The 21,181-nt window shown below is 51.1% G+C and carries 15 protein-coding genes and 2 rRNA genes; 9 read left to right on the plus strand and 8 right to left on the minus strand.

Annotation, left to right across the window (positions count from 1 at the left end; genetic code table 11):
• Position 1 precedes the first annotated feature (1 nt).
• The 6 genes from ACJHYD_RS08650 (at position 2) to pepE (ending at position 4,953) form a co-directional block, all read left to right on the plus strand.
• Positions 2-409 carry a mannose/fructose/sorbose PTS transporter subunit IIA gene (locus tag ACJHYD_RS08650; protein ID WP_410228820.1) on the plus strand — a complete coding sequence of 136 codons (408 nt, stop codon included), beginning with the start codon at positions 2-4 and terminating at the stop codon, positions 407-409.
• Entirely contained in the window at positions 409-903 is a 495-nt protein-coding gene (locus tag ACJHYD_RS08655; protein ID WP_001027853.1) for a PTS system mannose/fructose/N-acetylgalactosamine-transporter subunit IIB, read from the plus strand. The genes ACJHYD_RS08650 and ACJHYD_RS08655 overlap by 1 nt, the downstream gene beginning before the upstream one ends.
• Before the next feature lie 65 nt (positions 904-968).
• The gene (locus tag ACJHYD_RS08660; RefSeq protein WP_001550416.1) at positions 969-1,766 is read left to right on the plus strand and encodes a PTS mannose/fructose/sorbose transporter subunit IIC; all 798 of its coding nucleotides are present in this window, start codon (positions 969-971) and stop codon (positions 1,764-1,766) included.
• Positions 1,767-1,776: 10 nt separating this feature from the next.
• Complete coding sequence (locus ACJHYD_RS08665; RefSeq protein WP_000437902.1) at positions 1,777-2,601, plus strand: PTS system mannose/fructose/sorbose family transporter subunit IID; 825 nt, start codon at positions 1,777-1,779, stop codon at positions 2,599-2,601.
• A 51-nt stretch (positions 2,602-2,652) separates the two neighbouring features.
• Positions 2,653-3,882, plus strand: coding sequence for an L-sorbose 1-phosphate reductase (gene sorE, locus ACJHYD_RS08670; protein ID WP_000858557.1), 1,230 nt, complete (start codon positions 2,653-2,655; stop codon positions 3,880-3,882).
• A gap of 381 nt (positions 3,883-4,263) precedes the next feature.
• Positions 4,264-4,953, plus strand: coding sequence for a dipeptidase PepE (gene pepE / locus ACJHYD_RS08675; RefSeq protein WP_000421763.1), 690 nt, complete (start codon positions 4,264-4,266; stop codon positions 4,951-4,953).
• 89 nt (positions 4,954-5,042) lie between these two features.
• Here pepE and ACJHYD_RS08680 read toward each other — a convergent pair whose 3' ends face one another.
• Together ACJHYD_RS08680 and metH are read right to left on the minus strand one after the other, a co-directional pair.
• A complete protein-coding gene (locus tag ACJHYD_RS08680) occupies positions 5,043-6,674 on the minus strand; it encodes a Na/Pi cotransporter family protein (protein ID WP_000956830.1) in 1,632 nt (543 codons plus the stop codon).
• Positions 6,675-6,893: 219 nt separating this feature from the next.
• Positions 6,894-10,577 (minus strand): methionine synthase, encoded by a 3,684-nt coding sequence (metH, locus tag ACJHYD_RS08685; protein ID WP_069903743.1) that lies wholly within the window; start codon positions 10,575-10,577, stop codon positions 6,894-6,896.
• 199 nt (positions 10,578-10,776) lie between these two features.
• Between metH and iclR the strand changes: the two genes are divergently transcribed.
• Together iclR and espL4 are read left to right on the plus strand one after the other, a co-directional pair.
• The gene (gene iclR, locus ACJHYD_RS08690; protein WP_000226403.1) at positions 10,777-11,601 is read left to right on the plus strand and encodes a glyoxylate bypass operon transcriptional repressor IclR; all 825 of its coding nucleotides are present in this window, start codon (positions 10,777-10,779) and stop codon (positions 11,599-11,601) included.
• A gap of 315 nt (positions 11,602-11,916) precedes the next feature.
• The gene (espL4, locus tag ACJHYD_RS08695; RefSeq protein ID WP_001550415.1) at positions 11,917-14,103 is read left to right on the plus strand and encodes a type III secretion system effector EspL4; all 2,187 of its coding nucleotides are present in this window, start codon (positions 11,917-11,919) and stop codon (positions 14,101-14,103) included.
• Here espL4 and aceK read toward each other — a convergent pair.
• The 4 genes from aceK to metA form a co-directional block, all read right to left on the minus strand.
• Positions 14,072-15,808, minus strand: coding sequence for a bifunctional isocitrate dehydrogenase kinase/phosphatase (gene aceK, locus ACJHYD_RS08700; protein WP_001550412.1), 1,737 nt, complete (start codon positions 15,806-15,808; stop codon positions 14,072-14,074). The genes espL4 and aceK overlap by 32 nt on opposite strands.
• A 48-nt stretch (positions 15,809-15,856) precedes the next feature.
• Positions 15,857-17,161 carry an isocitrate lyase gene (gene aceA / locus ACJHYD_RS08705; protein ID WP_000857856.1) on the minus strand — a complete coding sequence of 435 codons (1,305 nt, stop codon included), beginning with the start codon at positions 17,159-17,161 and terminating at the stop codon, positions 15,857-15,859.
• 29 nt (positions 17,162-17,190) lie between these two features.
• Positions 17,191-18,792, minus strand: coding sequence for a malate synthase A (gene aceB / locus ACJHYD_RS08710; protein WP_001550411.1), 1,602 nt, complete (start codon positions 18,790-18,792; stop codon positions 17,191-17,193).
• 268 nt (positions 18,793-19,060) lie between these two features.
• On the minus strand, positions 19,061-19,990 hold the full coding sequence (gene metA / locus ACJHYD_RS08715; protein WP_001122782.1) for a homoserine O-succinyltransferase: 930 nt from the start codon (positions 19,988-19,990) through the stop codon (positions 19,061-19,063).
• 156 nt (positions 19,991-20,146) lie between these two features.
• Between metA and ACJHYD_RS08720 the strand changes: the two genes are divergently transcribed.
• Entirely contained in the window at positions 20,147-20,590 is a 444-nt protein-coding gene (locus ACJHYD_RS08720) for an acetyltransferase (RefSeq protein ID WP_000237006.1), read from the plus strand.
• 283 nt (positions 20,591-20,873) lie between these two features.
• On the opposite strand, the gene rrf is transcribed toward ACJHYD_RS08720, so the two are convergent.
• Both rrf and ACJHYD_RS08730 read right to left on the minus strand, forming a co-directional pair.
• Positions 20,874-20,989, minus strand: a 5S ribosomal RNA gene (gene rrf, locus ACJHYD_RS08725).
• A 93-nt stretch (positions 20,990-21,082) separates the two neighbouring features.
• Positions 21,083-21,181: ribosomal RNA gene (locus ACJHYD_RS08730) — 23S ribosomal RNA — on the minus strand; the annotation flags it as partial.

Below are 21,181 nucleotides of genomic sequence, written 5' to 3' on the forward strand. Positions count from 1 at the left end.
TATGGTCAACGCCATTTTTTGTGCCCACGGCAAATTAGCCTGCGCCATGCTGGAATCGGTTCAGATGGTTTACGGCAACGCCAATGTTGAAGCCGTTGAATTTGTACCCGACGAGAACGCCGGAGACATTGTGGCAAAGCTGGAGAAGTTAGTGAGCATTCACAATCATGACGAGTGGCTAATCGCCGTGGATTTACAGTGCGGCAGCCCGTGGAATGCGGCAGCGATGCTTGCGATGCGCAATCCTCGCCTGCGGGTAATCAGCGGCCTTTCTCTGCCGCTGGCGCTCGAACTGGTTGATAACCAGGACAGCATGAATGTTGATGAACTGTGTGAACACCTGACGCAAATCACAAAGCAATCCTGCGTCGTCTGGAGACAGGTGGCAACGGCAGAGGAGGATTTCTGATGAACATTACGCTCGCCCGCATTGATGACCGCCTGATCCACGGCCAGGTCACTACCGTCTGGTCTAAAGTGGCTAACGCCCAGCGCATTATTATCTGCAATGACGAAGTTTATAACGATGAAGTTCGCCGGACATTATTGCGTCAGGCTGCGCCACCGGGAATGAAGGTTAACGTGGTCAATATTGAAAAAGCCGTCGCGGTTTATCACAACCCGCAATATCAGGACGAAACCGTTTTTTATCTTTTCACTCGCCCACAGGATGCCTTAGCGATGGTTCGCCAGGGGGTAAAAATAGGCACCCTGAATATTGGCGGCATGGCCTGGCGGCCCGGTAAAAAACAGTTAACCAAAGCGGTTTCATTAGATGATGATGATATTAACGCGTTTCATGAGTTAAATAATCTTGGCGTCATACTGGATTTACGCGTCGTAGCGTCAGATCCCTCAATCAATATTATCGACAAAATAAACGAACAGTTAATCGCAAATTAAATAATAGCGCCTGTGTACATATGCTTTAACAGGCAGGGATGACGACACTTAAAAGGTGACAAATCATGGAAATAAGTACCCTACAAATCATTGCTATATTTCTTTTTTCCTGTATTGCCGGAATGGGCAGCGTGCTGGATGAATTTCAGACTCATCGCCCATTAATTGCCTGTACGGTGATTGGTTTAATTCTCGGTGATTTAAAAACCGGAATAATACTCGGTGGTACGCTGGAATTGATAGCTCTCGGCTGGATGAACGTCGGCGCGGCGCAATCTCCGGATTCTGCACTCGCCAGCATAATCTCCGCCATTCTGGTTATCGTTGGTCAGCAAAGCATCGCCACCGGAATCGCCATCGCGTTGCCTGTGGCTGCGGCAGGCCAGGTGCTGACGGTGTTTGCCCGTACCATCACCGTAGTGTTCCAGCACGCGGCGGATAAAGCAGCGGAAGAGGCGCGGTTTCGCACTCTCGATATTCTGCATGTCTCCGCGCTTGGCGTGCAGGCGCTGCGCGTTGCTATTCCGGCACTGATTGTCTCGCTGTTCGTCAGCGCCGATATGGTCAGCAATATGTTAAACGCCATTCCCGAATTTGTGACCCAAGGACTACAGATTGCTGGCGGTTTTATCGTGGTGGTCGGTTACGCCATGGTGCTACGTATGATGGGTGTGAAATATTTGATGCCTTTCTTTTTCCTCGGTTTCCTCGCAGGTGGCTACCTCGATCTCAGTCTGCTGGCGTTCGGTGGCGTCGGCGTGATCATGGCCCTGCTCTACATCCAGCTAAATCCACAGTGGCGTAAAGCTGAACCTCAACTCCAGGCCACCACCTCCACCGCCCTTGACCAACTTGACGATTAACGGAGCCATCATGGAACAGAGAAAAATTACACGCAGCGATCTGGTAAGCATGTTTCTGCGCTCCAACCTGCAACAGGCGTCCTTTAACTTTGAACGTATTCACGGGCTGGGTTTTTGCTACGACATGATCCCCGCCATCAAGCGACTTTACCCATTAAAAGAGGATCAGGTTGCGGCGCTCAGGCGACACCTGGTGTTCTTCAATACCACGCCAGCCGTATGTGGCCCGGTCATCGGCGTCACTGCCGCCATGGAAGAGGCGCGGGCCAACGGCGCGGAAATTGATGACGGTACCATTAACGGCATCAAAGTCGGTCTGATGGGACCATTGGCAGGAGTTGGCGATCCACTGGTCTGGGGAACGCTGCGCCCGATTACCGCCGCGCTCGGCGCATCTCTGGCACTTTCGGGCAACATTCTCGGCCCGCTGCTGTTTTTCTTTATTTTCAACGCGGTGCGTCTGGCGATGAAGTGGTATGGCCTACAACTCGGCTTTCGCAAAGGGGTGAATATCGTCAGCGATATGGGCGGGAATGTGCTGCAAAAACTCACCGAAGGCGCGTCGATTCTCGGACTGTTTGTGATGGGCGTGCTGGTCACCAAATGGACGTCAATCAACGTACCGTTGGTGGTTTCACAAACGCATGCCGCCGATGGCTCCACCGTCACCATGACCGTGCAGAACATTCTCGACCAACTTTGCCCTGGTTTGCTGGCGCTCGGTCTGACGCTACTGATGGTTCGTCTGCTCAACAAAAAAATTAACCCGGTATGGCTGATTTTCGCCCTGTTTGGCTTAGGGATTATCGGCAATGCGCTGGGCTTCCTGTCCTGATTCTTCGCCCCGGCACGACTGCCGGGGCCATCGCTCAACATGAGGTGGTTTATGAAAACAACAGCTCTGCGTCTTTATGGTAAACGTGATTTACGCCTGGAAACCTTTGATCTTCCTGAAATGCAGGAGGATGAAATCCTCGCGACGGTGGTCACCGACAGCCTGTGCCTCTCTTCCTGGAAAGAGGCCAATCTGGGTGAAAACCATAAAAAAGTACCCGACGATGTGGCGACCAACCCCATCATCATCGGCCACGAGTTTTGCGGCGATATTCTGGCCGTGGGTAAAAAGTGGCAGCACAAATTCCAGCCGGGTCAGCGTTATGTGATTCAGGCCAACCTGCAACTCCCCGACCGCCCGGACTGCCCCGGCTACTCCTTCCCGTGGGTAGGCGGCGAAGCCACGCATGTGGTTATTCCCAACGAGGTCATGGAACAAGATTGCCTGCTGGCATACGACGGCGAAACCTATTTTGAAGGCTCGCTGGTTGAACCGCTTTCCTGCGTGATTGGCGCGTTCAACGCCAACTATCATCTTCAGGAAGGTAGTTATAACCACACGATGGGGATTCGCCCGCAAGGGCGCACGCTGATCCTCGGCGGCACCGGACCAATGGGACTGTTGGCGATTGATTATGCGCTACATGGACCCGTTAACCCGTCGCTGCTCGTCATTACCGATACCGACAACGACAAATTGAGTTATGCGCGCAAGCACTATCCATCAGAACCGCAAACACTGATTCATTATCTCAATGCCGCCGATGCAGCATTTGATACGTTAATGGCACTGAGTGGCGGTCACGGCTTCGATGATATTTTCGTCTTTGTGCCTAATGAAGGACTGGTGACTCTCGCCTCTTCCTTGCTGGCGACAGATGGTTGCCTGAATTTCTTCGCCGGACCGCAGGATAAACATTTCAGCGCGCCAATTAATTTCTACGATGTGCATTATGCATTTACCCACTACGTGGGCACGTCAGGCGGCAATACCGATGACATGCGCGCAGCAGTCAAATTGATTGAAGAGAAAAAAGTGCAGGCCGCAAAAGTGGTAACACATATTCTTGGGCTGAATGCCGCGGGCGAAACCACGCTTGAATTGCCTGCCGTCGGCGGCGGCAAAAAGCTGGTGTATACCGGGAAATACCTGCCGCTTATGTCACTCACGCAGATTCAGGATCAAGCACTGGCGGCAATTCTGGCGCGTCATCAGGGGATCTGGTCCGGTGAGGCGGAGCAATATCTGCTCACTCATGCAGAGGCAATTTCCCATGATTAATCGCGCTACTTAACTCTGCATGTCGCTGGCTGGTCGCCGCGGCAACTTCGCGACCGGATGTGCGGCTGATTGCTGAAGCAGCACAATTTGCATGAGAAGGATAAAAAATATCAGCGCCTTAAGGGGCGCTCAAATTGGTGGCAAAGTACACATTGTTTATGCCGGATGCGGAATGAAGCCTTATTCGGCATACATAATCTCGAAAATTCAATATATTGCAGTTATCTGGTAGGACTGGTAAGCGTAGCGCATCAGGCAATGCTGTGTTTGTCATCAGTCTCAGCGCCCGGTGCAATACGTGACATCGTGAGCCATGTCAGTAAGTGGTTAAATTCGCAGTGGTAGCATGCCTCCCGTGATTTCTTACTAACCGGAGAAGTAATGGAACTGCTTTTATTGAGTAACTCGACGCTGCCGGGTAAAGCCTGGCTGGAACATGCACTGCCGCTAATTGCTGAACAGTTGCAGGGTCGCCGTTCAGCGGTGTTTATCCCTTTCGCTGGCGTAACGCAGACCTGGGATGATTACACAGCGAAAACGGCTGCGGTTCTCGCTCCGCTGGGTGTTTCTGTCACCGGTATTCATAGCGTTGTCGATCCCGTTGCCGCGATTGAAAATGCTGAGATCGTGATTGTCGGCGGCGGGAATACTTTCCAGTTGCTGAAACAGTGCCGCGAGCGCGGGCTGCTGGCACCAATTACTGACGTGGTTAAACGTGGCGCGCTGTATATTGGCTGGAGCGCAGGCGCTAACCTTGCTTGCCCAACCATTCGTACCACCAACGATATGCCGATTGTCGATCCACAAGGTTTCGATGCGCTGAATCTGTTCCCGTTGCAAATCAACCCGCACTTCACCAACGCGCTGCCGGAAGGCCATAAAGGTGAAACCCGTGAACAGCGTATTCGCGAACTGCTGGTCGTCGCGCCAGAACTCACAATTATTGGTCTACCGGAAGGTAACTGGATCACAGTGAGTAAAGGTCACGCAACGCTGGGTGGCCCGAACACCACTTATGTGTTTAAGGCTGGTGAAGAAGCGGTGCCGCTGGAAGCGGGTCACCGTTTTTAAGTGAATTGCCGGATGCATGATCCGGCATCTTGTACATAGTGCCTGATGCGACGCTTTACGCGTCTTATCAGGCCTTCAGGGGCGCAGTATTAATACTCGTCCCGTCCTTCATCTTCATCAGGCTGTTCCAGCACACTGTAAGCGACTGAACAAAACAGCGAGTTCAGGCGCTGCATATCTCCCAGTAAGCCTAAATGTAGCGAACTGGTTTCAATGCTCTGCACGTTTTGCTGATGCAGGCGATCGACGTGAGCGTGGGAATAGCGGCGATTAAGAATGCGAAAACGATGTTTGCTGCGGCGCAAACGACGGGCGCTGGTAACATCGCCAGAGAAGAAAACCGACATTGCCAGTTTTAAATTACTGAGCAATTGCTCATAGAGCGCATCCAGTTCCTTCAAGCCATCAAGCGAAAATGCTCGCCTTGCAGCCAGCGATTTGTCGGCAATTTCACTACCCATGCGCTCGACGATATCGGAGGCTTGTTCAAGGTTTAGCGACATTTCGATGATCTCCGCCCAGCGGCGCGACTCTTCTTCTGCCAGTTCCTCTTTTGGCATTCGCGCCAGATAAAGTTTAATCGCGGTATAGAGCACGTTGATATCATCCGCCAGCTTGCGCAGCTCTTTCTCCTGCCGTGGCTCGCCGTGCATCACTTTATTCAACCCTTCCATCATCTGTTCCATGGCGTCGCCAATGCGCAGGGTTTCGCGCGCGGCGTTCGCCAGAGCAAGCGTGGGCGTATCCAGCGCGCTGACATCCAGATGTTTAGGCCGTAGCTGGGTATCCAGTTCCGGTTCATCGCGAATAATCGTTTTGCAAAACCGTGCCATCGGGTCAACAAATGGCAGCATGACCAGGCAACGTACAAGGTTGTAGAAGACGTGGAAATAGATCACCAGTTCCGCTTTTGGCAATGACAACTTCCCCATTGTCTCTGCCAGCAAATGGACAAACGGCAGGATAATCAGGCTACCCACCAGCTTAAACAGCAGACTACCCAGCGCGACACGGCGGGCTGCGGCATTGGCGGCACTGTTGTTGAGCATCGCCAGCAGGCCGGAACCGAGGTTAGCACCAATCACCAGACAGAGCGCCACGGGGAAGGAGATAATGCCTGCAGCGGTCAGAGTCGCGGTCAGCAGTACAGCAGCAAGGCTGGAGTAGCTGATAATGGCGAACATCGCGCCAATCAGCGCATCCAGCAGAATATCGCCGGTCAGCGAGGCAAAGATCACCTGAACGCCGTTTGCCTGGGTGATCGGCGTTACGGCCTGCACAATCAACTCCAACGCCAGCAAAATCAGCCCAAGACCAATACCGACGCGGCCCAGTTGCCCGGCGCGTGACTGTTTGCGTCCGAGGAAAAAAATCACGCCGATAAAAATAAGTAATGGTGACAGCCAGGATAAATCGAAGGTGAGAATACGCGCCATTAGCGCCGTCCCGACATCTGCACCCAGCACAATCACCAGAGCCGGTGCGAGGGCTACCAGATCCTGAGCGACGAACGAGGTCACCAGCATGGTGGTGGCATTACTGCTCTGTACCAGTGCGGTAACGCCGATCCCCGCGCAAAAGGCGAGCGGCTTTTTTTCGACGCTCCGGCTAAGGACAGTACGCAAACGCGCGCCGAAGACGCGCATTACGCCGGTTCGAACAATATGAGTCCCCCAGACCAGCAGGGCGACGGCAGAAAGCAGGTGAAGCAGCGTTAACACGAGTTCAGGTTCTCCTTATCGTTATATGTTCCTGAAGCAATTGAATGACCAAAGGACCGGAAACACGCTGACTGGCATCTTTACTGTGCCTTTTGACCTTCGTTTTTCCGGCTAAGATTATTCCAGCCTGATTCCAGTATAAGTGTTTCATATTAATAAAGAGACAGGGCACTCATTGAGCGCCCTGTTTGTTGTAAGGAAAAGTGACAGATTTGTGAATCAGTCCGCGTCATACCCCAGATTCGGTGCCAGCCAGCGCTCAACATCAGAGACGCTCATACCTTTACGGCGGGCATAGTCTTCAACCTGATCGCGCTGGATTTGCGCCACCGCGTAATACTTGCTGTCCGGGTGGCTGAAGTACCAACCCGAAACCGATGCACCAGGCCACATGGCGAAAGATTCTGTGAGTTTCATGCCAGTGTGTTTTTCCACTTCCAGCAGCTCCCAGATGGTGGCTTTTTCCGTATGTTCCGGGCAGGCCGGATAGCCCGGTGCCGGACGGATGCCCTGGTAGTTTTCGCGGATCAGCTCTTCGTTGCTGAGGTTCTCGTTCGGCGCATAGCCCCAGTAGACTTTACGCACACGCTCATGGAGATACTCCGCAAAGGCTTCGGCTAAACGGTCGGCAAGCGCTTTCACCATGATTTTGTTGTAATCATCGTGCTGCGCTTCAAAGGCATCAGCCAGTGCGTCCTCTTCCAGCCCGCCAGTCACGGCAAATGCGCCGATGTAATCTGCTTTACCAGAAAGCTTCGGCGCAACGAAGTCAGCGAGACAGTAGTTAGCGAAGCCGGTTTTTTCGGTCTGTTGACGCAGATGGTGGCTGACGTTGATCACATGGGTACGCGTTTCGTCACGGTAGATTTCAATGTCATCGCCCACACGGTTTGCCGGGAACAGGCCCACCACGCCACGCGGATTCAGCGTTTTTTCGGCGCTTAATTTATCCAGCATGTCGTTGGCGTCTTTAAACAGCCGCTGCGCCTCAACGCCCACCACTTCATCTTCCAGAATGCGCGGATACTTCCCGGCCAGCGACCAGGTCATAAAGAACGGTGTCCAGTCGATGTAATTACGCAGCGTTTCGATGCTGGCTTCGACTTCCTGCACGCCGAGACGGTGCGCCACCGGCGGCGTATAAGCCTGCCAGTCAAAAGCGAAGTCGTTATCACGCGCCGCTTCCAGCGTGACCGGTGGTGTGCGCGGTTTCTTGCGCCCGTGCTGAATACGTACGGTTTCGTACTCCTTGCGGGTACGAGCGACAAAATCATCACGTTGAGTATCGGAAAGCAGCGCCGCCACCACGCCAACGGTGCGCGATGCGTTCTGTACATACACCGTCGGGCCGCTGTAGTTCTGCTCAATTTTCACCGCCGTGTGCGCTTTTGAGGTGGTCGCACCGCCAATCAGTAACGGAATGGTGAAGCCCTGACGCTCCATCTCTTTCGCCACGTTAACCATCTCGTCCAGCGACGGCGTGATAAGCCCCGAAAGGCCAATCAAATCAGCATTCACTTCTTTAGCGGTACGGAGAATTTTTTCCGCAGGCACCATCACACCCAGATCGACAATTTCGTAGTTGTTACATTGCAGCACCACGCCAACGATATTTTTACCGATGTCGTGGACATCGCCTTTCACGGTGGCGATCACCATCTTGCCGTTGGTTTTACCCTGCTCTTTGCTGGCTTCAATAAACGGTTCGAGATAGGCCACCGCCTGTTTCATCACGCGCGCCGATTTGACCACCTGTGGCAGGAACATTTTGCCTTCGCCGAACAGATCGCCGACCACGTTCATGCCGTCCATCAACGGGCCTTCAATCACTTCAATCGGGCGCGTAGCCTGCTGGCGGGCTTCTTCGGTATCCTGCTCGATAAACTCGGTAATGCCTTTGACCAGCGAGTATTCCAGACGTTTATTCACTTCCCACGAGCGCCACTCCGCCTGCTGGGCGTTGGCGGTGTCGTCGGTTTTGCTGCCGCGATATTTCTCGGCAAGCTCCAGTAAACGCTCAGTGCCATCGTCGCGACGGTTAAGAATCACATCTTCCACCGCGTCGCGCAGTTCAGCGGGCAAGTCGTCGTAAATCGCCAGCTGCCCGGCGTTGACGATCCCCATATCCATGCCATTGCGAATAGCGTAGTAGAGGAACACCGCGTGAATGGCTTCGCGCACCGGATCGTTACCACGGAATGAGAAAGAAACGTTAGATACGCCGCCGGAAATCAGCGCGTGCGGCAGTTCGCGTTTGATGTCTTCACATGCGCCGATAAAGTCCTGCGCATAGTTGTTGTGCTCTTCAATGCCGGTGGCGACCGCGAAGATGTTCGGGTCGAAGATGATATCTTCTGGCGGGAAGCCAACCTCTTCGGTGAGGATTTTGTACGCCCGACGGCAAATCTCGATTTTCCGTGCGCGAGTATCGGCCTGTCCCTGTTCGTCGAAGGCCATTACCACCACTGCCGCACCATAGCGACGCAACAGCTTCGCGTGATGGATAAAGGCGTCGACGCCTTCTTTCATCGAAATAGAGTTAACAATGCCTTTGCCCTGGATACACTTCAGACCTTTTTCAATGACATCCCATTTTGAGGAATCGATCATAATCGGCACGCGAGCGATATCCGGTTCACCGGCAATCAGATTGAGAAAACGCACCATCGCCGCTTCGGCGTCGAGCATCCCTTCATCCATATTGATATCGATAATCTGCGCGCCGTTTTCCACCTGCTGGCGGGCCACATCCAGTGCCTCGCTGTATTTCTCTTCTTTGATCAGGCGCTTGAACTTAGCGGAACCGGTGACGTTGGTGCGTTCACCCACGTTCAAAAACAGGCTATCTTCGCCAATGTTCAGCGGCTCCAGGCCGGACAAACGGCAGGCTACGGGGATTTCCGGCAGTTTGCGCGGCGCTAATCCTTCTACTGCACGACTCATCGCGGCAATATGTTGTGGCGTGGTGCCACAGCAGCCGCCGACGATATTGAGAAAGCCCGCTTGCGCCCATTCACGTATCTGTTTTGCCATCGTGTCGGCGTCGAGATCGTACTCACCAAAGGCGTTGGGTAGCCCGGCGTTCGGGTGCGCTGTGACGTAGCATTCCGCAATCCGTGATAATTCCTGCACGTACTGGCGCAGTTCGTCTGGCCCCAGCGCACAGTTAAGGCCGAAAGTCAGCGCTTCGGCGTGGCGCAGAGAGTTATAAAACGCTTCGGTGGTCTGCCCGGAGAGCGTGCGCCCGGAGGCGTCGGTGATGGTGCCGGAGATCATAATCGGCAGCTCAACGCCCAGCGCTTCAAACTCCGTTTTCACCGCAAAGACCGCCGCTTTGGCGTTAAGGGTGTCGAAAACGGTTTCAATCAGGATCAGATCCGCACCACCTTCCACCAGCGCTTTGGTGGATTCGCGATAGGCCGCCACCAGCTGGTCAAAAGTGATGTTGCGGAATGCCGGATCGTTGACGTCCGGAGAAATAGACGCCGTGCGGTTGGTCGGGCCGAGAACACCGGCAACGTAGCGCGGTTTCTCCGGCGTGCGCGCGGTCCACTCATCAGCACAGGCGCGCGCCAGTTTCGCCGCCGCAAAGTTGATTTCCGCCGACAGGGATTCCATCTGGTAATCCGCCATCGCAATGGTTGTGGAGTTGAAGGTGTTGGTTTCGATGATATCCGCGCCCGCTTCAAAGTAGGCGTTGTGGATAGCGGCGATCACTTCCGGTTTACTGAGTACCAGCAGGTCGTTGTTGCCTTTGAGGTCGCATGGCCAGTCGGCAAAGCGTTCACCACGAAAATCGGCTTCGTTCAGTCGATAGCTCTGGATCATGGTGCCCATACCGCCGTCCAGCACCAGAATACGTTCATTTAACTGCGCACGCAGTTGTTCCACTTTGCTGCTCACACTTGCTCCCGACACGCTCAACCCAGATTTAATAAAAATTCAACAAACCATACTGGCATAAACGCATCTGTGGTAAAAGCGACCACCACGCAACATGAGATTTGTTCAACATTAACTCATCGGATCAGTTCAGCAACTATTGCATTAGCTAACAATAAAAATGAAAATGATTTCCACGATACAGAAAAAGGAGACTGTCATGGTCGCACCCATTCCCGCGAAACGCGGCAGAAAACCCGCCGTTGCCACCGCACCAGCGACTGGACAGGTTCAGTCTTTAACGCGTGGCCTGAAATTACTGGAGTGGATTGCCGAATCCAATGGCAGTGTGGCACTCACGGAGCTGGCGCAACAAGCCGGGTTACCCAATTCCACGACCCACCGCCTGCTAACCACGATGCAACAGCAGGGCTTTGTGCGTCAGGTTGGCGAACTTGGACACTGGGCGATCGGCGCGCATGCTTTTATGGTCGGTAGCAGCTTTCTTCAGAGTCGTAATCTGTTAGCCATTGTCCATCCTATTCTGCGCAATCTGATGGAAGAGTCCGGCGAAACCGTGAATATGGCGGTGCTGGATCAAAGCGATCATGAAGCGATTATTATCGATCAGGTACAATGTACTCACCTGATGCGTATGTCCGCGCCTATCGGCGGTAAATTACCGATGCATGCTTCCGGTGCGGGTAAAGCCTTTTTAGCCCAATTAAGTGAAGAGCAGGTGACGAAGTTACTGCATCGCAAAGGCTTACATGCCTATACCCACGCGACGCTGGTGTCTCCTGTGCATTTAAAAGAAGATCTCGCCCAAACGCGCAAACGGGGTTATTCATTTGATGATGAAGAACATGCCCTGGGACTGCGTTGTCTCGCGGCATGTATTTTCGATGAGCACCGAGAACCGTTTGCCGCAATTTCAATTTCCGGACCGATTTCACGTATTACCGATGACCGCGTGACCGAGTTTGGCGCGATGGTGATTAAAGCGGCGAAGGAAGTGACGCTGGCGTACGGTGGAATGCGCTGACTTTTTCTGGCGGGCAGAGGCAATATTCTGCCCGTCATACCCGACTGGCAATAGAATAAGGGGTCTGTTAATCGCATTGACGCCAAAATAACTTATTGTCATACACTTCACACGCTTTTATTACCTCAGCATTATTTTTAAACATCAAACCACTTAATTATTAACAAAATCGCAAGATCTCATTCCACCGAAACTTTTACGGCTGCATTATGAGATTGAGCGATTTATGATATTTCTTTACTTGTAATCATATTAAATTTTTTCACTGTTCTGATAGTTAAAATTCAAGACATCAATAAACAATGAGATATTTAAATGATTACTCGTATTCCTCGTAGTTCTTTCTCTGCAAATATTAATAATACAGCCCAGACAAATGAACACCAAACCCTGAGTGAATTGTTTTATAAAGAACTCGAGGATAAATTTTCTGGCAAGGAGCTGGCGACGCCTCTATTAAAAAGCTTCTCAGAGAACTGTAGACAAAATGGTCGTCATATCTTTAGTAACAAGGATTTTGTCATTAAGTTTTCCACGTCCGTCTTACAGACTGATAAAAAAGAAATTACGATAATTAATAAAAATGAAAACACGACACTCACTCAAACCATTGCTCCAATATTTGAAGAATACCTGATGGAAATTTTACCTCAACGCTCAGACGCTCTTGATAAACAAAAATTAAATCTAAAATCAGATAGAAAAGAAAAAGAATTTCCAAGAATTAAACTTAATGGTCAATGTTATTTTCCGGGGCGACCCCAAAACCGTATAGTATGCCGACACATTGCTGCACAATATATTAATGATATTTATCAGAATGTTGATTACAAACCCCATCAAGATGATTACTCTTCAGCTGAAAAATTTCTCACTCACTTCAACAAAAAATGCAAAAACCAGACTTTGGCGTTGATTTCCAGCCGTCCTGAGGGGCGTTGCGTTGCTGCCTGCGGTGATTTCGGGCTAGTTATGAAAGCATATTTTGACAAGATGGAATCAAATGGCATCAGTGTTATGGCAGCCATATTATTGGTGGATAACCATGCTTTGACGGTCCGGCTAAGAATAAAGAACACAACTGAAGGATGTACCCATTACGTGGTTTCGGTTTATGATCCAAATGTAACTAACGATAAAATAAGAATCATGAGCGAAAGTAAAGAGGATATTAAACACTATTCACTGATGGACTTTATGAATGTAGATTATAGCCTCCTGAAATGGTCAAATGATCATGTTATTAACCAATCTGTTGCAATAATTCCAGCACTTCCGAAAGAACAGCTATTGATGCTAAAAGGATCTGTGGATGAAATACCCCCTCCATTATCACCTGCAACGATGAATTTGCTAATGGCAATTGGTCAGAATCATCAACTTACGCAACTGATGACTCAACTCCAGAAAATGCCAGAACTACATAGAACAGAAATGTTGACTGCCTATAATAGTATTAACCTCCCCGGTTTATATTTGGCTATAAATTATGGTAATGCGGATATCGTTGAGACTATTTTCAATTCATTGTCAGAGCCAGGATATGAAGGGTTACTCTCGAAAAAAAATCTCATGCATATTCTGGAGGCAAAAGATAAAAATGGTTTTTCTGGATTATTTTTAGCGATATCACGTAAGGATAAAAATGTTGTAACCTCGATTCTGAACGTCTTACCTAAACTGGCCGCAACACATCATTTAGATAATGAACAGGTGTATAAATTCCTGAGTGCCAAAAATAGAACGTCCAGCCATGTTTTATACCATGTTATGGCGAATGGTGATGCCGACATGCTGAAAATTGTTTTGGACGCGTTACCTTTGTTAATTCGCACATGTCATTTGACTAAAGAACAGGTACTCGATCTCCTGAAGGCAAAGGATTTTTATGGTTGCCCAGGACTATACCTGGCGATGCAAAATGGACATAGCGATATCGTGAAAGTTATTCTCGAAGCATTACCCTGTCTGGCCCAGGAAATTAACATTTCAGCTTCCGATATTGTAGATCTTCTGACCGCTAAAAGTCTTGCGCGCGACACGGGTTTGTTTATGGCCATGCAGCGCGGACATATGAACGTTATTAAGACTATTTTTAACGCATTACCCACTCTGTTTAATACGTTTAAATTCGATAAAAAAAATATGAAGCCCCTCCTCCTGGCAAATAATTCTAATGAATATCCCGGTTTGTTTTCAGCGATACAGCATAAACAACAAAACGTTGTAGAGACGGTTTATCTTGCTTTATCTGACCATGCACGCCTGTTTGGATTTACTGCTGAAGATATTATGGATTTTTGGCAACATAAAGCGCCACAAAAATACTCTGCCTTTGAGTTGGCTTTTGAATTGGATCACCGGGTTATTGCTGAATTAATCCTTAATACGATAAATAAGATGGCTGAAAGCTTTGGCTTTACGGATAACCCTCGATACATTGCGGAGAAAAATTATATGGAAGCTTTACTCAAAAAAGCATCTCCCCATACCGTACGCTAAATCTTTGCCTGCGCCGATACGCATAAACATCTTCCACATGTCCTTCACGAATACGGTTTTGTAGTGCGCGCCAGTAATCAGCGCGGAACAGGTCGGCGTGCATCTCTTCAAAGAGTGGCCCAATGCGGGGGGCGGCGCATAGCCAGTGGCGAAACTCTTCCGGGAAAACATCGCCCGGCGAGACGCTGTACCACGGTTCGCTGGCAAGTTCGTCCTCCGGGTAGCGCGGCGGCGGGATGTCGCGGAAGTTCACTTCCGTCATGTAGCAAATTTCGTCGTAATCATAAAACACCACACGCCCGTGACGGGTGACACCGAAGTTTTTAAACAGCATGTCGCCAGGGAAAATGTTAGCAGCGGCAAGCTGGCGAATAGCGTTACCGTATTCTTCAATGGCATCGCGCAACTGCTGACCTTCCACTTGTTCCAGCCAGATATTGAGCGGCACCATCCGCCGCTCAATATAAAGATGGCGAATCACAATTTGTTCGCCGAGATCGGTGATTTTTTCCGCTGCTTCCTGGAGCAGTAATTCCATTAATGCCGGGGAAATATGCCGCTTCTCCAGCACAAAGTTTTCAAACTCCTGGGTGTCCGCCATTCGGCCCACGCGATCGTGCTCTTTCACCAATTGATAGCAGGCACGAACGTGAGCGGCAGACATCTCTTTCTGCGGCGCGAACTTGTCTTTGATGACTTTGAATACCCGATCAAAGCCCGGCAGCGTAAACACCAGCATCACCATGCCACGAATACCCGGCGCTTCAATGAACTGCTCATTACAGCCCTGTAGATAAACGAGATATTCGCGGTAGCTTTCGGTTTTGGCGTGCTTCTGGCAGCCGATAGCCATATACAATTCAGCGGTGGTTTTACCTGGCAGAATTTCCCGTAGCCACTCGACCAGCGCTGCGGGCAGCGGTGCATAAACCATAAAATAAGAACGCGCAAAGCCAAAGACAATGCTCGCTTCGGCGGTCGTCGTCAGACAGGTATCAATAAACAGTTCGCCGTCGTCCGTCTGGTGGATCGGCAGCAAAAATGGCAATGTGCCGGAAGGCGTGATCAGTTTGCCCACCAGCCAGGCGGCTTTATTGCGGTAAAACAGTTCGTTCGCCACCTGTAAATGACTTTCCGCGAGGTTGTCTGTCCCCAGCGTTTCCGTCAGATGACGAACGATGTAATGAATGTCACGGCTTTTATTCTGCCAGCGCAGACGCAACGGCAGGTCGCTGATAACGCGCATCAGCAGAGATTCCCAGCCGTGATCGGGGTGAAAGTCTTTCGCCAGCGGGCGTGGAATGGTACGAAAGCGGCGCTCTGGCTGGGAGCTAAAGATAAAAAGCCGCTCGGGAGTAAGCGAGCGGTGGTCAAATAACCGACAGTACACGGAGTTAAAAAAACTCTCCGCAATCTCGAAGCGCGGGTAATCCGGCAACAGCCGGGTGTAATGCTCTTTGACGCGCAGTAAAAATGCCGCGTCCGTGCTTTGGCCGTTGGTAATGCAGCGCAGTTGCTCCACCACCAGACCCACGTGATGATCGTAAAGATGGATACGGTTTTTCATCGCCTGCTGGACGGCGTGCCAGTCGGCTTGTTCGAAACGCTGCTGCGCCCCGGAAGTCACTTCGAGGAATCGACCATACTGAGCGTCGAAACCTTGCAAAATGGTTTGTGCAATCAGTAATTCCAGGCCACGCGGCATCGCCTCTCCTTAATTCGCCCCTCGCCTTACGGAAAGGGGCGTTGGTTGTTAGAACTGCGATTCTTCGGTGGAGCCGGTCAGCGCGGTGACTGAAGACGTGCCGCCCTGAATAATGGTCGTCACTTTATCGAAATAACCTGTACCCACTTCCTGCTGGTGAGATACGAAGGTATAGCCATCTTTCGCAGCGGCAAATTCCGGCTGCTGCACTTTCTCAACGTAATGCTTCATGCCTTCGCCCTGGGCATAGGCATTTGCCAGGTCGAACATGTTAAACCACATGCTGTGGATGCCTGCCAGGGTGATGAACTGGAACTTGTAGCCCATATCCGACAGCTGCTGCTGGAAGCTGGCAATAGTTTTGTCGTCGAGGTTTTTCTGCCAGTTGAACGACGGCGAGCAGTTATAAGCCAGCAGTTTGCCCGGATATTTCGCGTGGATGGCTTGTGCAAAGCGACGCGCCAGTTCCAGATCCGGCGTGGAAGTTTCACACCATACCAGGTCAGCATATGGCGCATACGCCAGGCCACGGCTGATCGCTTGCTCAATGCCCGCATGAGTACGGAAGAAACCTTCGCTGGTACGCTCGCCGGTAATAAATTCGCTGTCATATGGGTCGCAATCGGAGGTAATCAGATCCGCCGCATCGGCATCGGTACGAGCAACCAGCAGGGTTGGAACGCCTGTCACGTCAGCTGCCAGACGCGCCGCGACCAGTTTCTGAATAGCTTCCTGAGTTGGCACTAAAACTTTGCCGCCCATGTGACCGCATTTCTTCACTGATGCCAGCTGATCTTCGAAGTGAACTGCCGCTGCACCGGCTTCAATCATCGCTTTCATCAGTTCAAAGGCATTCAGGACACCGCCAAAACCGGCTTCCGCATCAGCAACGATCGGCAGGAAGTAATCGACATAGCGCGGATCGCCCGGCTCAATGCCCGCGGACCATTGGATCTGATCCGCACGGCGGAAAGTATTGTTGATCCGCTCCACCACAGCTGGCACCGAGTTTGCCGGATAGAGCGACTGATCCGGATACATGCTGGCCGCCAGGTTAGCGTCCGCCGCTACCTGCCATCCCGACAGATAGACTGCTTCAATACCCGCTTTCGCCTGTTGCAGCGCCTGACCGCCAGTCAGTGCACCGAGGCTGTTGATGTAGCCTTTTTTCGACTCGCCGTGCAGCAGACGCCACATTTTCGCCGCGCCCAGTTGCGCCAGCGTGCATTCAGGATTGACTGAACCGCGTAATTTCACCACATCTTCCGCGCTGTATGGGCGAGTAATGCCTTCCCAACGCGGTTGAGTCCACTCTTTCTGTAATTCTTCAATTTGTTGTGTACGGGTTTTCATGTGCAGATGCTCCATAGTTATGTGGTGGTTTACGCTAACAGGCGGTAGCCTGGCAGGGTCAGGAAATCTATTAACTCATCGGAAGTGGTGATCTGTTCCATCAAGCGTGCGGCATCGTCAAAACGCCCCTGGGAGAAACGTTCTTCGCCCAGTTCGCTGGCAATGACTTTCATCTCTTCGCCCAGCATCTGGCGGAACAAGGCTTTGGTCACCGGTTTGCCATTGCTCAACGTTTTTTGATGATGGATCCACTGCCAGATCGAGGTACGGGAAATTTCAGCCGTCGCCGCATCTTCCATCAGGCCATAAATCGGCACACAGCCGTTGCCAGAGATCCATGCTTCGATGTACTGCACAGCCACGCGAATGTTGGCGCACATACCTTCTTCGGTGCGTTCACCATCACAAGGTGCCAGCAGCTGATCGGCAGTAATCGGCGCGTCTTGTTCGCGCATCACTTCAAGCTGATTTTTACGGGAGCCGAGAATGTCGTTGAATACCGCCATTGCCGTATCCGCAAGGCCTGGGTGGGCAATCCATGTGCCATCGTGACCGTTATTAGCTTCCAGCGATTTATCCGCTTTTACTTTGTTGAGCACCTGGTTATTGCGCTCTTCATCTTTGCTCGGAATAAATGCCGCCATACCGCCCATCGCAAAAGCACCGCGTTTATGGCAGGTTTTAATCAACAGGCGTGAATAAGCATTCAGGAATGGTTTATCCATCGTCACTGCCTGTCTGTCTGGCAGGACGCGATCGGGATAGTTTTTCAACGTTTTGATATAACTGAAGATGTAATCCCAACGACCGCAGTTCAGACCAACAATATGGTCACGCAGCGCGTGAAGGATTTCGTCCATCTGGAACACGGCGGGCAGCGTTTCAATCAGCAACGTCGCCTTGATGGTGCCGCGCGGCAGATTAAAGCGATCTTCTGCATAGCTGAAGACTTCGCTCCACCAGGCCGCTTCCTGCCAGGACTGGGTTTTCGGCAGATAGAAATAGGGACCGCTGCCCTTTGCCAACAGTGCCTGATAGTTGTGGAAGAAATAGAGCGCAAAATCAAACAGGCTACCGGGGATTGCCTCACCACGCCAGGTGACATGTTTTTCCGGCAAGTGCAGACCGCGTACCCGACAAATCAACACCGCTGGATTGGGCTTGAGCTGATAAATTTTGCCTGCTTCATTGGTATAGCTGATGGTGCCGTTAACTGCATCACGCAGGTTAATTTGCCCGTCGATCACTTTGTTCCAGTCTGGTGCCAGTGAATCTTCGAAATCGGCCATAAAGACTTTCACATTGGCGTTGAGCGCGTTGATCACCATCTTGCGCTCAACCGGGCCGGTAATCTCTACCCGACGATCTTGTAAGTCCGCGGGAATACCACGAATTTTCCAGTCAGCATCACGAATGGAAGCTGTTTCCGAAATAAAATCAGGCAACGTTCCGTTATCGATATCCTGCTGCTGCTGAATGCGCGCTGCCAGAAGTTTATTGCGTTGTGGCGTAAAATGCGTCACCAGCTCAGTCAGAAATTCTACCGCTTCGGCAGTAAGAATTTGCTTCTCCTGCTCGCCATACGGCCTTATGAAAGCCAGTTCATCGGTTGTTGTTGCCTGTTCAGTCATCGTGCAGCTCCTCGTCATGGATCCGAAAACTTCCCCACTGTGAACGAAGGATCGTTGTGCGCTTTTCGTTCAGCACAACTAAGACTACTCATTTAAAATGCAAAATCAAAAACAATTTCCATTTTAATTAAAAATACTTGATAACTTATTGATAACAATATGAATAAAATTTATTCACCTACTGAGGTGCGTTTCGGAAATAAAAAAGGCACCCGAAGGTGCCTGAGGTAAGGTGCTGAATCGCTTAACGATCGACTATCACAGAAGATTAATCCAGCGTTGGATTCATGTGCCGTAGATCGTATGGCGTGATCTGGTAGACGTAATAGTTGAGCCAGTTGGTAAACAGCAAATTACCGTGACTACGCCAGCTCGCTCGCGGTGTATTTTGCGGATCATTATGCGGAAAATAGTTATACGGTACATCCGGGTCCAGTCCGGCTTCCACATCGCGGAAAAATTCCTGCGCCAGCGTTTGCGCATCATATTCGGGATGGCCCGTCACAAAGGCAATGCGCTTATCTTTGCTGGCAAACAGATATGCATCCCCTTCTTCCGTCTCTGCCAGAATTTCCAGATCGGTATAATCACGAATCAACGCTGCCGGAAAGTCAGCATAGCGCGAATGTGGTGCCAGGAATGAATCATCAAAGCCACGCGTCAGAAGCGCATGAGGATGGAGAATATGATGCTCGTAAACGCCAGAGAGTTTGTCGGTGCGGGTTTGCTTAGGAATGCCGTAGAGGATATTGAGCGCGGCCTGGACCGCCCAACAGACAAACAGCGTCGAGGTGACGTGATCTTTCGACCACTCCAGCACCTGTTTGATCTGCGGCCAGTAAGCGACATCATTAAACTCCACCAGGCCCAGCGGCGCGCCGGTAACTATCAGACCGTCAAAGTTTTGTTCCTGAATATCTTCAAAGTTACAGTAGAAGTTATTCAGATGCTCTGCGGGCGTGTTGCGCGATTCACGGGAATCGATGCGCAACAGCTGAATATCGACCTGCAAAGGTGAGTTTGAAAGCAGGCGCAGAAACTGATTTTCAGTTTCAATCTTCTTCGGCATCAGGTTTAGGATCAGAACCTTAAGTGGACGAATTTCCTGACCAGACGCACGAGAAGTTGTCATCACAAAAACGTTTTCTTCACGCAAGAAATTGACGGCGGGTAGCTCGTCCGGCACACGAATCGGCATAACCTGATTACCTCACTACATACGCTTATACGTTTAGACATCCAGATAGCTGAAGATAACCAGAAAATTTGCCAATGTCGAGCCTGCATGTTGAAGGTGAGAAAGTTTCAAGGAAAAGGCTACGTTAGAATATAAGAATGACGAAAAGGAGAGAAAATGGTTATTAGTATTCGCCGTTCGCGGCATGAGGAAGGGGAGGAACTCGTTGCGATTTGGTGTCGATCTGTCGATGCCACCCACGATTTTTTATCAGCAGAGTATCGGGTCGAGCTGGAAGAGTTGGTTCGTTCCTTTCTGCCGGAAGCACCGTTGTGGGTCGCGGTTAATGAGCGGGATCGGCCGGTTGGGTTTATGTTGTTAAGTGGGCAGCATATGGATGCGCTGTTTATCGATCCTGATGTGCGCGGCTGCGGCGTGGGTCGGATGCTGGTGGAACATGCGCTCTCGATGGCACCGGAACTGACAACCAATGTTAATGAGCAAAATAAGCAGGCTGTTGGGTTCTATAAGAAGATGGGTTTTAAGGTTACGGGACGCTCTGAGGTGGACGATTTGGGGAAACCGTATCCGTTGCTGAATCTGGCGTATGTGGGGGAATAAGCTGCCCCTGCCGTGCCTGCCCAGGCTGGAGAAGACGCGCCAGCGTCGCATCCGGCATTTTTTTTCACCAGCGCAAAAAGGCCATCCGTCAGGATGGCCTTCTGCTTAATTTGATGCCTGGCAGTTTATGGCGGGCGTCCTGCCCGCCACCCTCCGGGCCGTTGCTTCGCAACGTTCAAATCCGCTCCCGGCGGATTTGTCCTGGTTGGGAGAGCGTTCACCGACAAACAACAGATAAAACAAAAGGCCCAGTCTTTCGACTGAGCCTTTCGTTTTATTTGATGCCTGGCAGTTCCCTACTCTCGCATGGGGAGACCCCACACTACCATCGGCGCTACGGCGTTTCACTTCTGAGTTCGGCATGGGGTCAGGTGGGACCACCGCGCTAAGGCCGCCAGGCAAATTCTGTTTATCAGACCGCTTCTGCGTTCTGATTTAATCTGTATCAGGCTGAAAATCTTCTCTCATCCGCCAAAACACCTTCGGCGTTGTAAGGTTAAGCCTCACGGTTCATTAGTACCGGTTAGCTCAACGCATCGCTGCGCTTACACACCCGGCCTATCAACGTCGTCGTCTTCAACGTTCCTTCAG

The organism is Escherichia sp. WS1368 (genome assembly GCF_046487485.1).
In the GTDB taxonomy this organism is placed as follows: domain Bacteria; phylum Pseudomonadota; class Gammaproteobacteria; order Enterobacterales; family Enterobacteriaceae; genus Escherichia; species Escherichia coli.

Coding starts and splice junctions, on each gene's coding strand:
- espL4 (WP_001550415.1), top strand. CDS start 11,917: ATGATTACTCGTATTCCTCGTAGTTCTTTCTCTGCAAATATTAATAAT.
- metA (WP_001122782.1), bottom strand. CDS start 19,990: ATGCCGATTCGTGTGCCGGACGAGCTACCCGCCGTCAATTTCTTGCGT.
- aceB (WP_001550411.1), bottom strand. CDS start 18,792: ATGACTGAACAGGCAACAACAACCGATGAACTGGCTTTCATAAGGCCG.
- aceK (WP_001550412.1), bottom strand. CDS start 15,808: ATGCCGCGTGGCCTGGAATTACTGATTGCACAAACCATTTTGCAAGGT.
- ACJHYD_RS08660 (WP_001550416.1), top strand. CDS start 969: ATGGAAATAAGTACCCTACAAATCATTGCTATATTTCTTTTTTCCTGT.
- pepE (WP_000421763.1), top strand. CDS start 4,264: ATGGAACTGCTTTTATTGAGTAACTCGACGCTGCCGGGTAAAGCCTGG.
- iclR (WP_000226403.1), top strand. CDS start 10,777: ATGGTCGCACCCATTCCCGCGAAACGCGGCAGAAAACCCGCCGTTGCC.
- ACJHYD_RS08665 (WP_000437902.1), top strand. CDS start 1,777: ATGGAACAGAGAAAAATTACACGCAGCGATCTGGTAAGCATGTTTCTG.
- ACJHYD_RS08655 (WP_001027853.1), top strand. CDS start 409: ATGAACATTACGCTCGCCCGCATTGATGACCGCCTGATCCACGGCCAG.
- sorE (WP_000858557.1), top strand. CDS start 2,653: ATGAAAACAACAGCTCTGCGTCTTTATGGTAAACGTGATTTACGCCTG.
- aceA (WP_000857856.1), bottom strand. CDS start 17,161: ATGAAAACCCGTACACAACAAATTGAAGAATTACAGAAAGAGTGGACT.
- ACJHYD_RS08650 (WP_410228820.1), top strand. CDS start 2: ATGGTCAACGCCATTTTTTGTGCCCACGGCAAATTAGCCTGCGCCATG.
- ACJHYD_RS08720 (WP_000237006.1), top strand. CDS start 20,147: ATGGTTATTAGTATTCGCCGTTCGCGGCATGAGGAAGGGGAGGAACTC.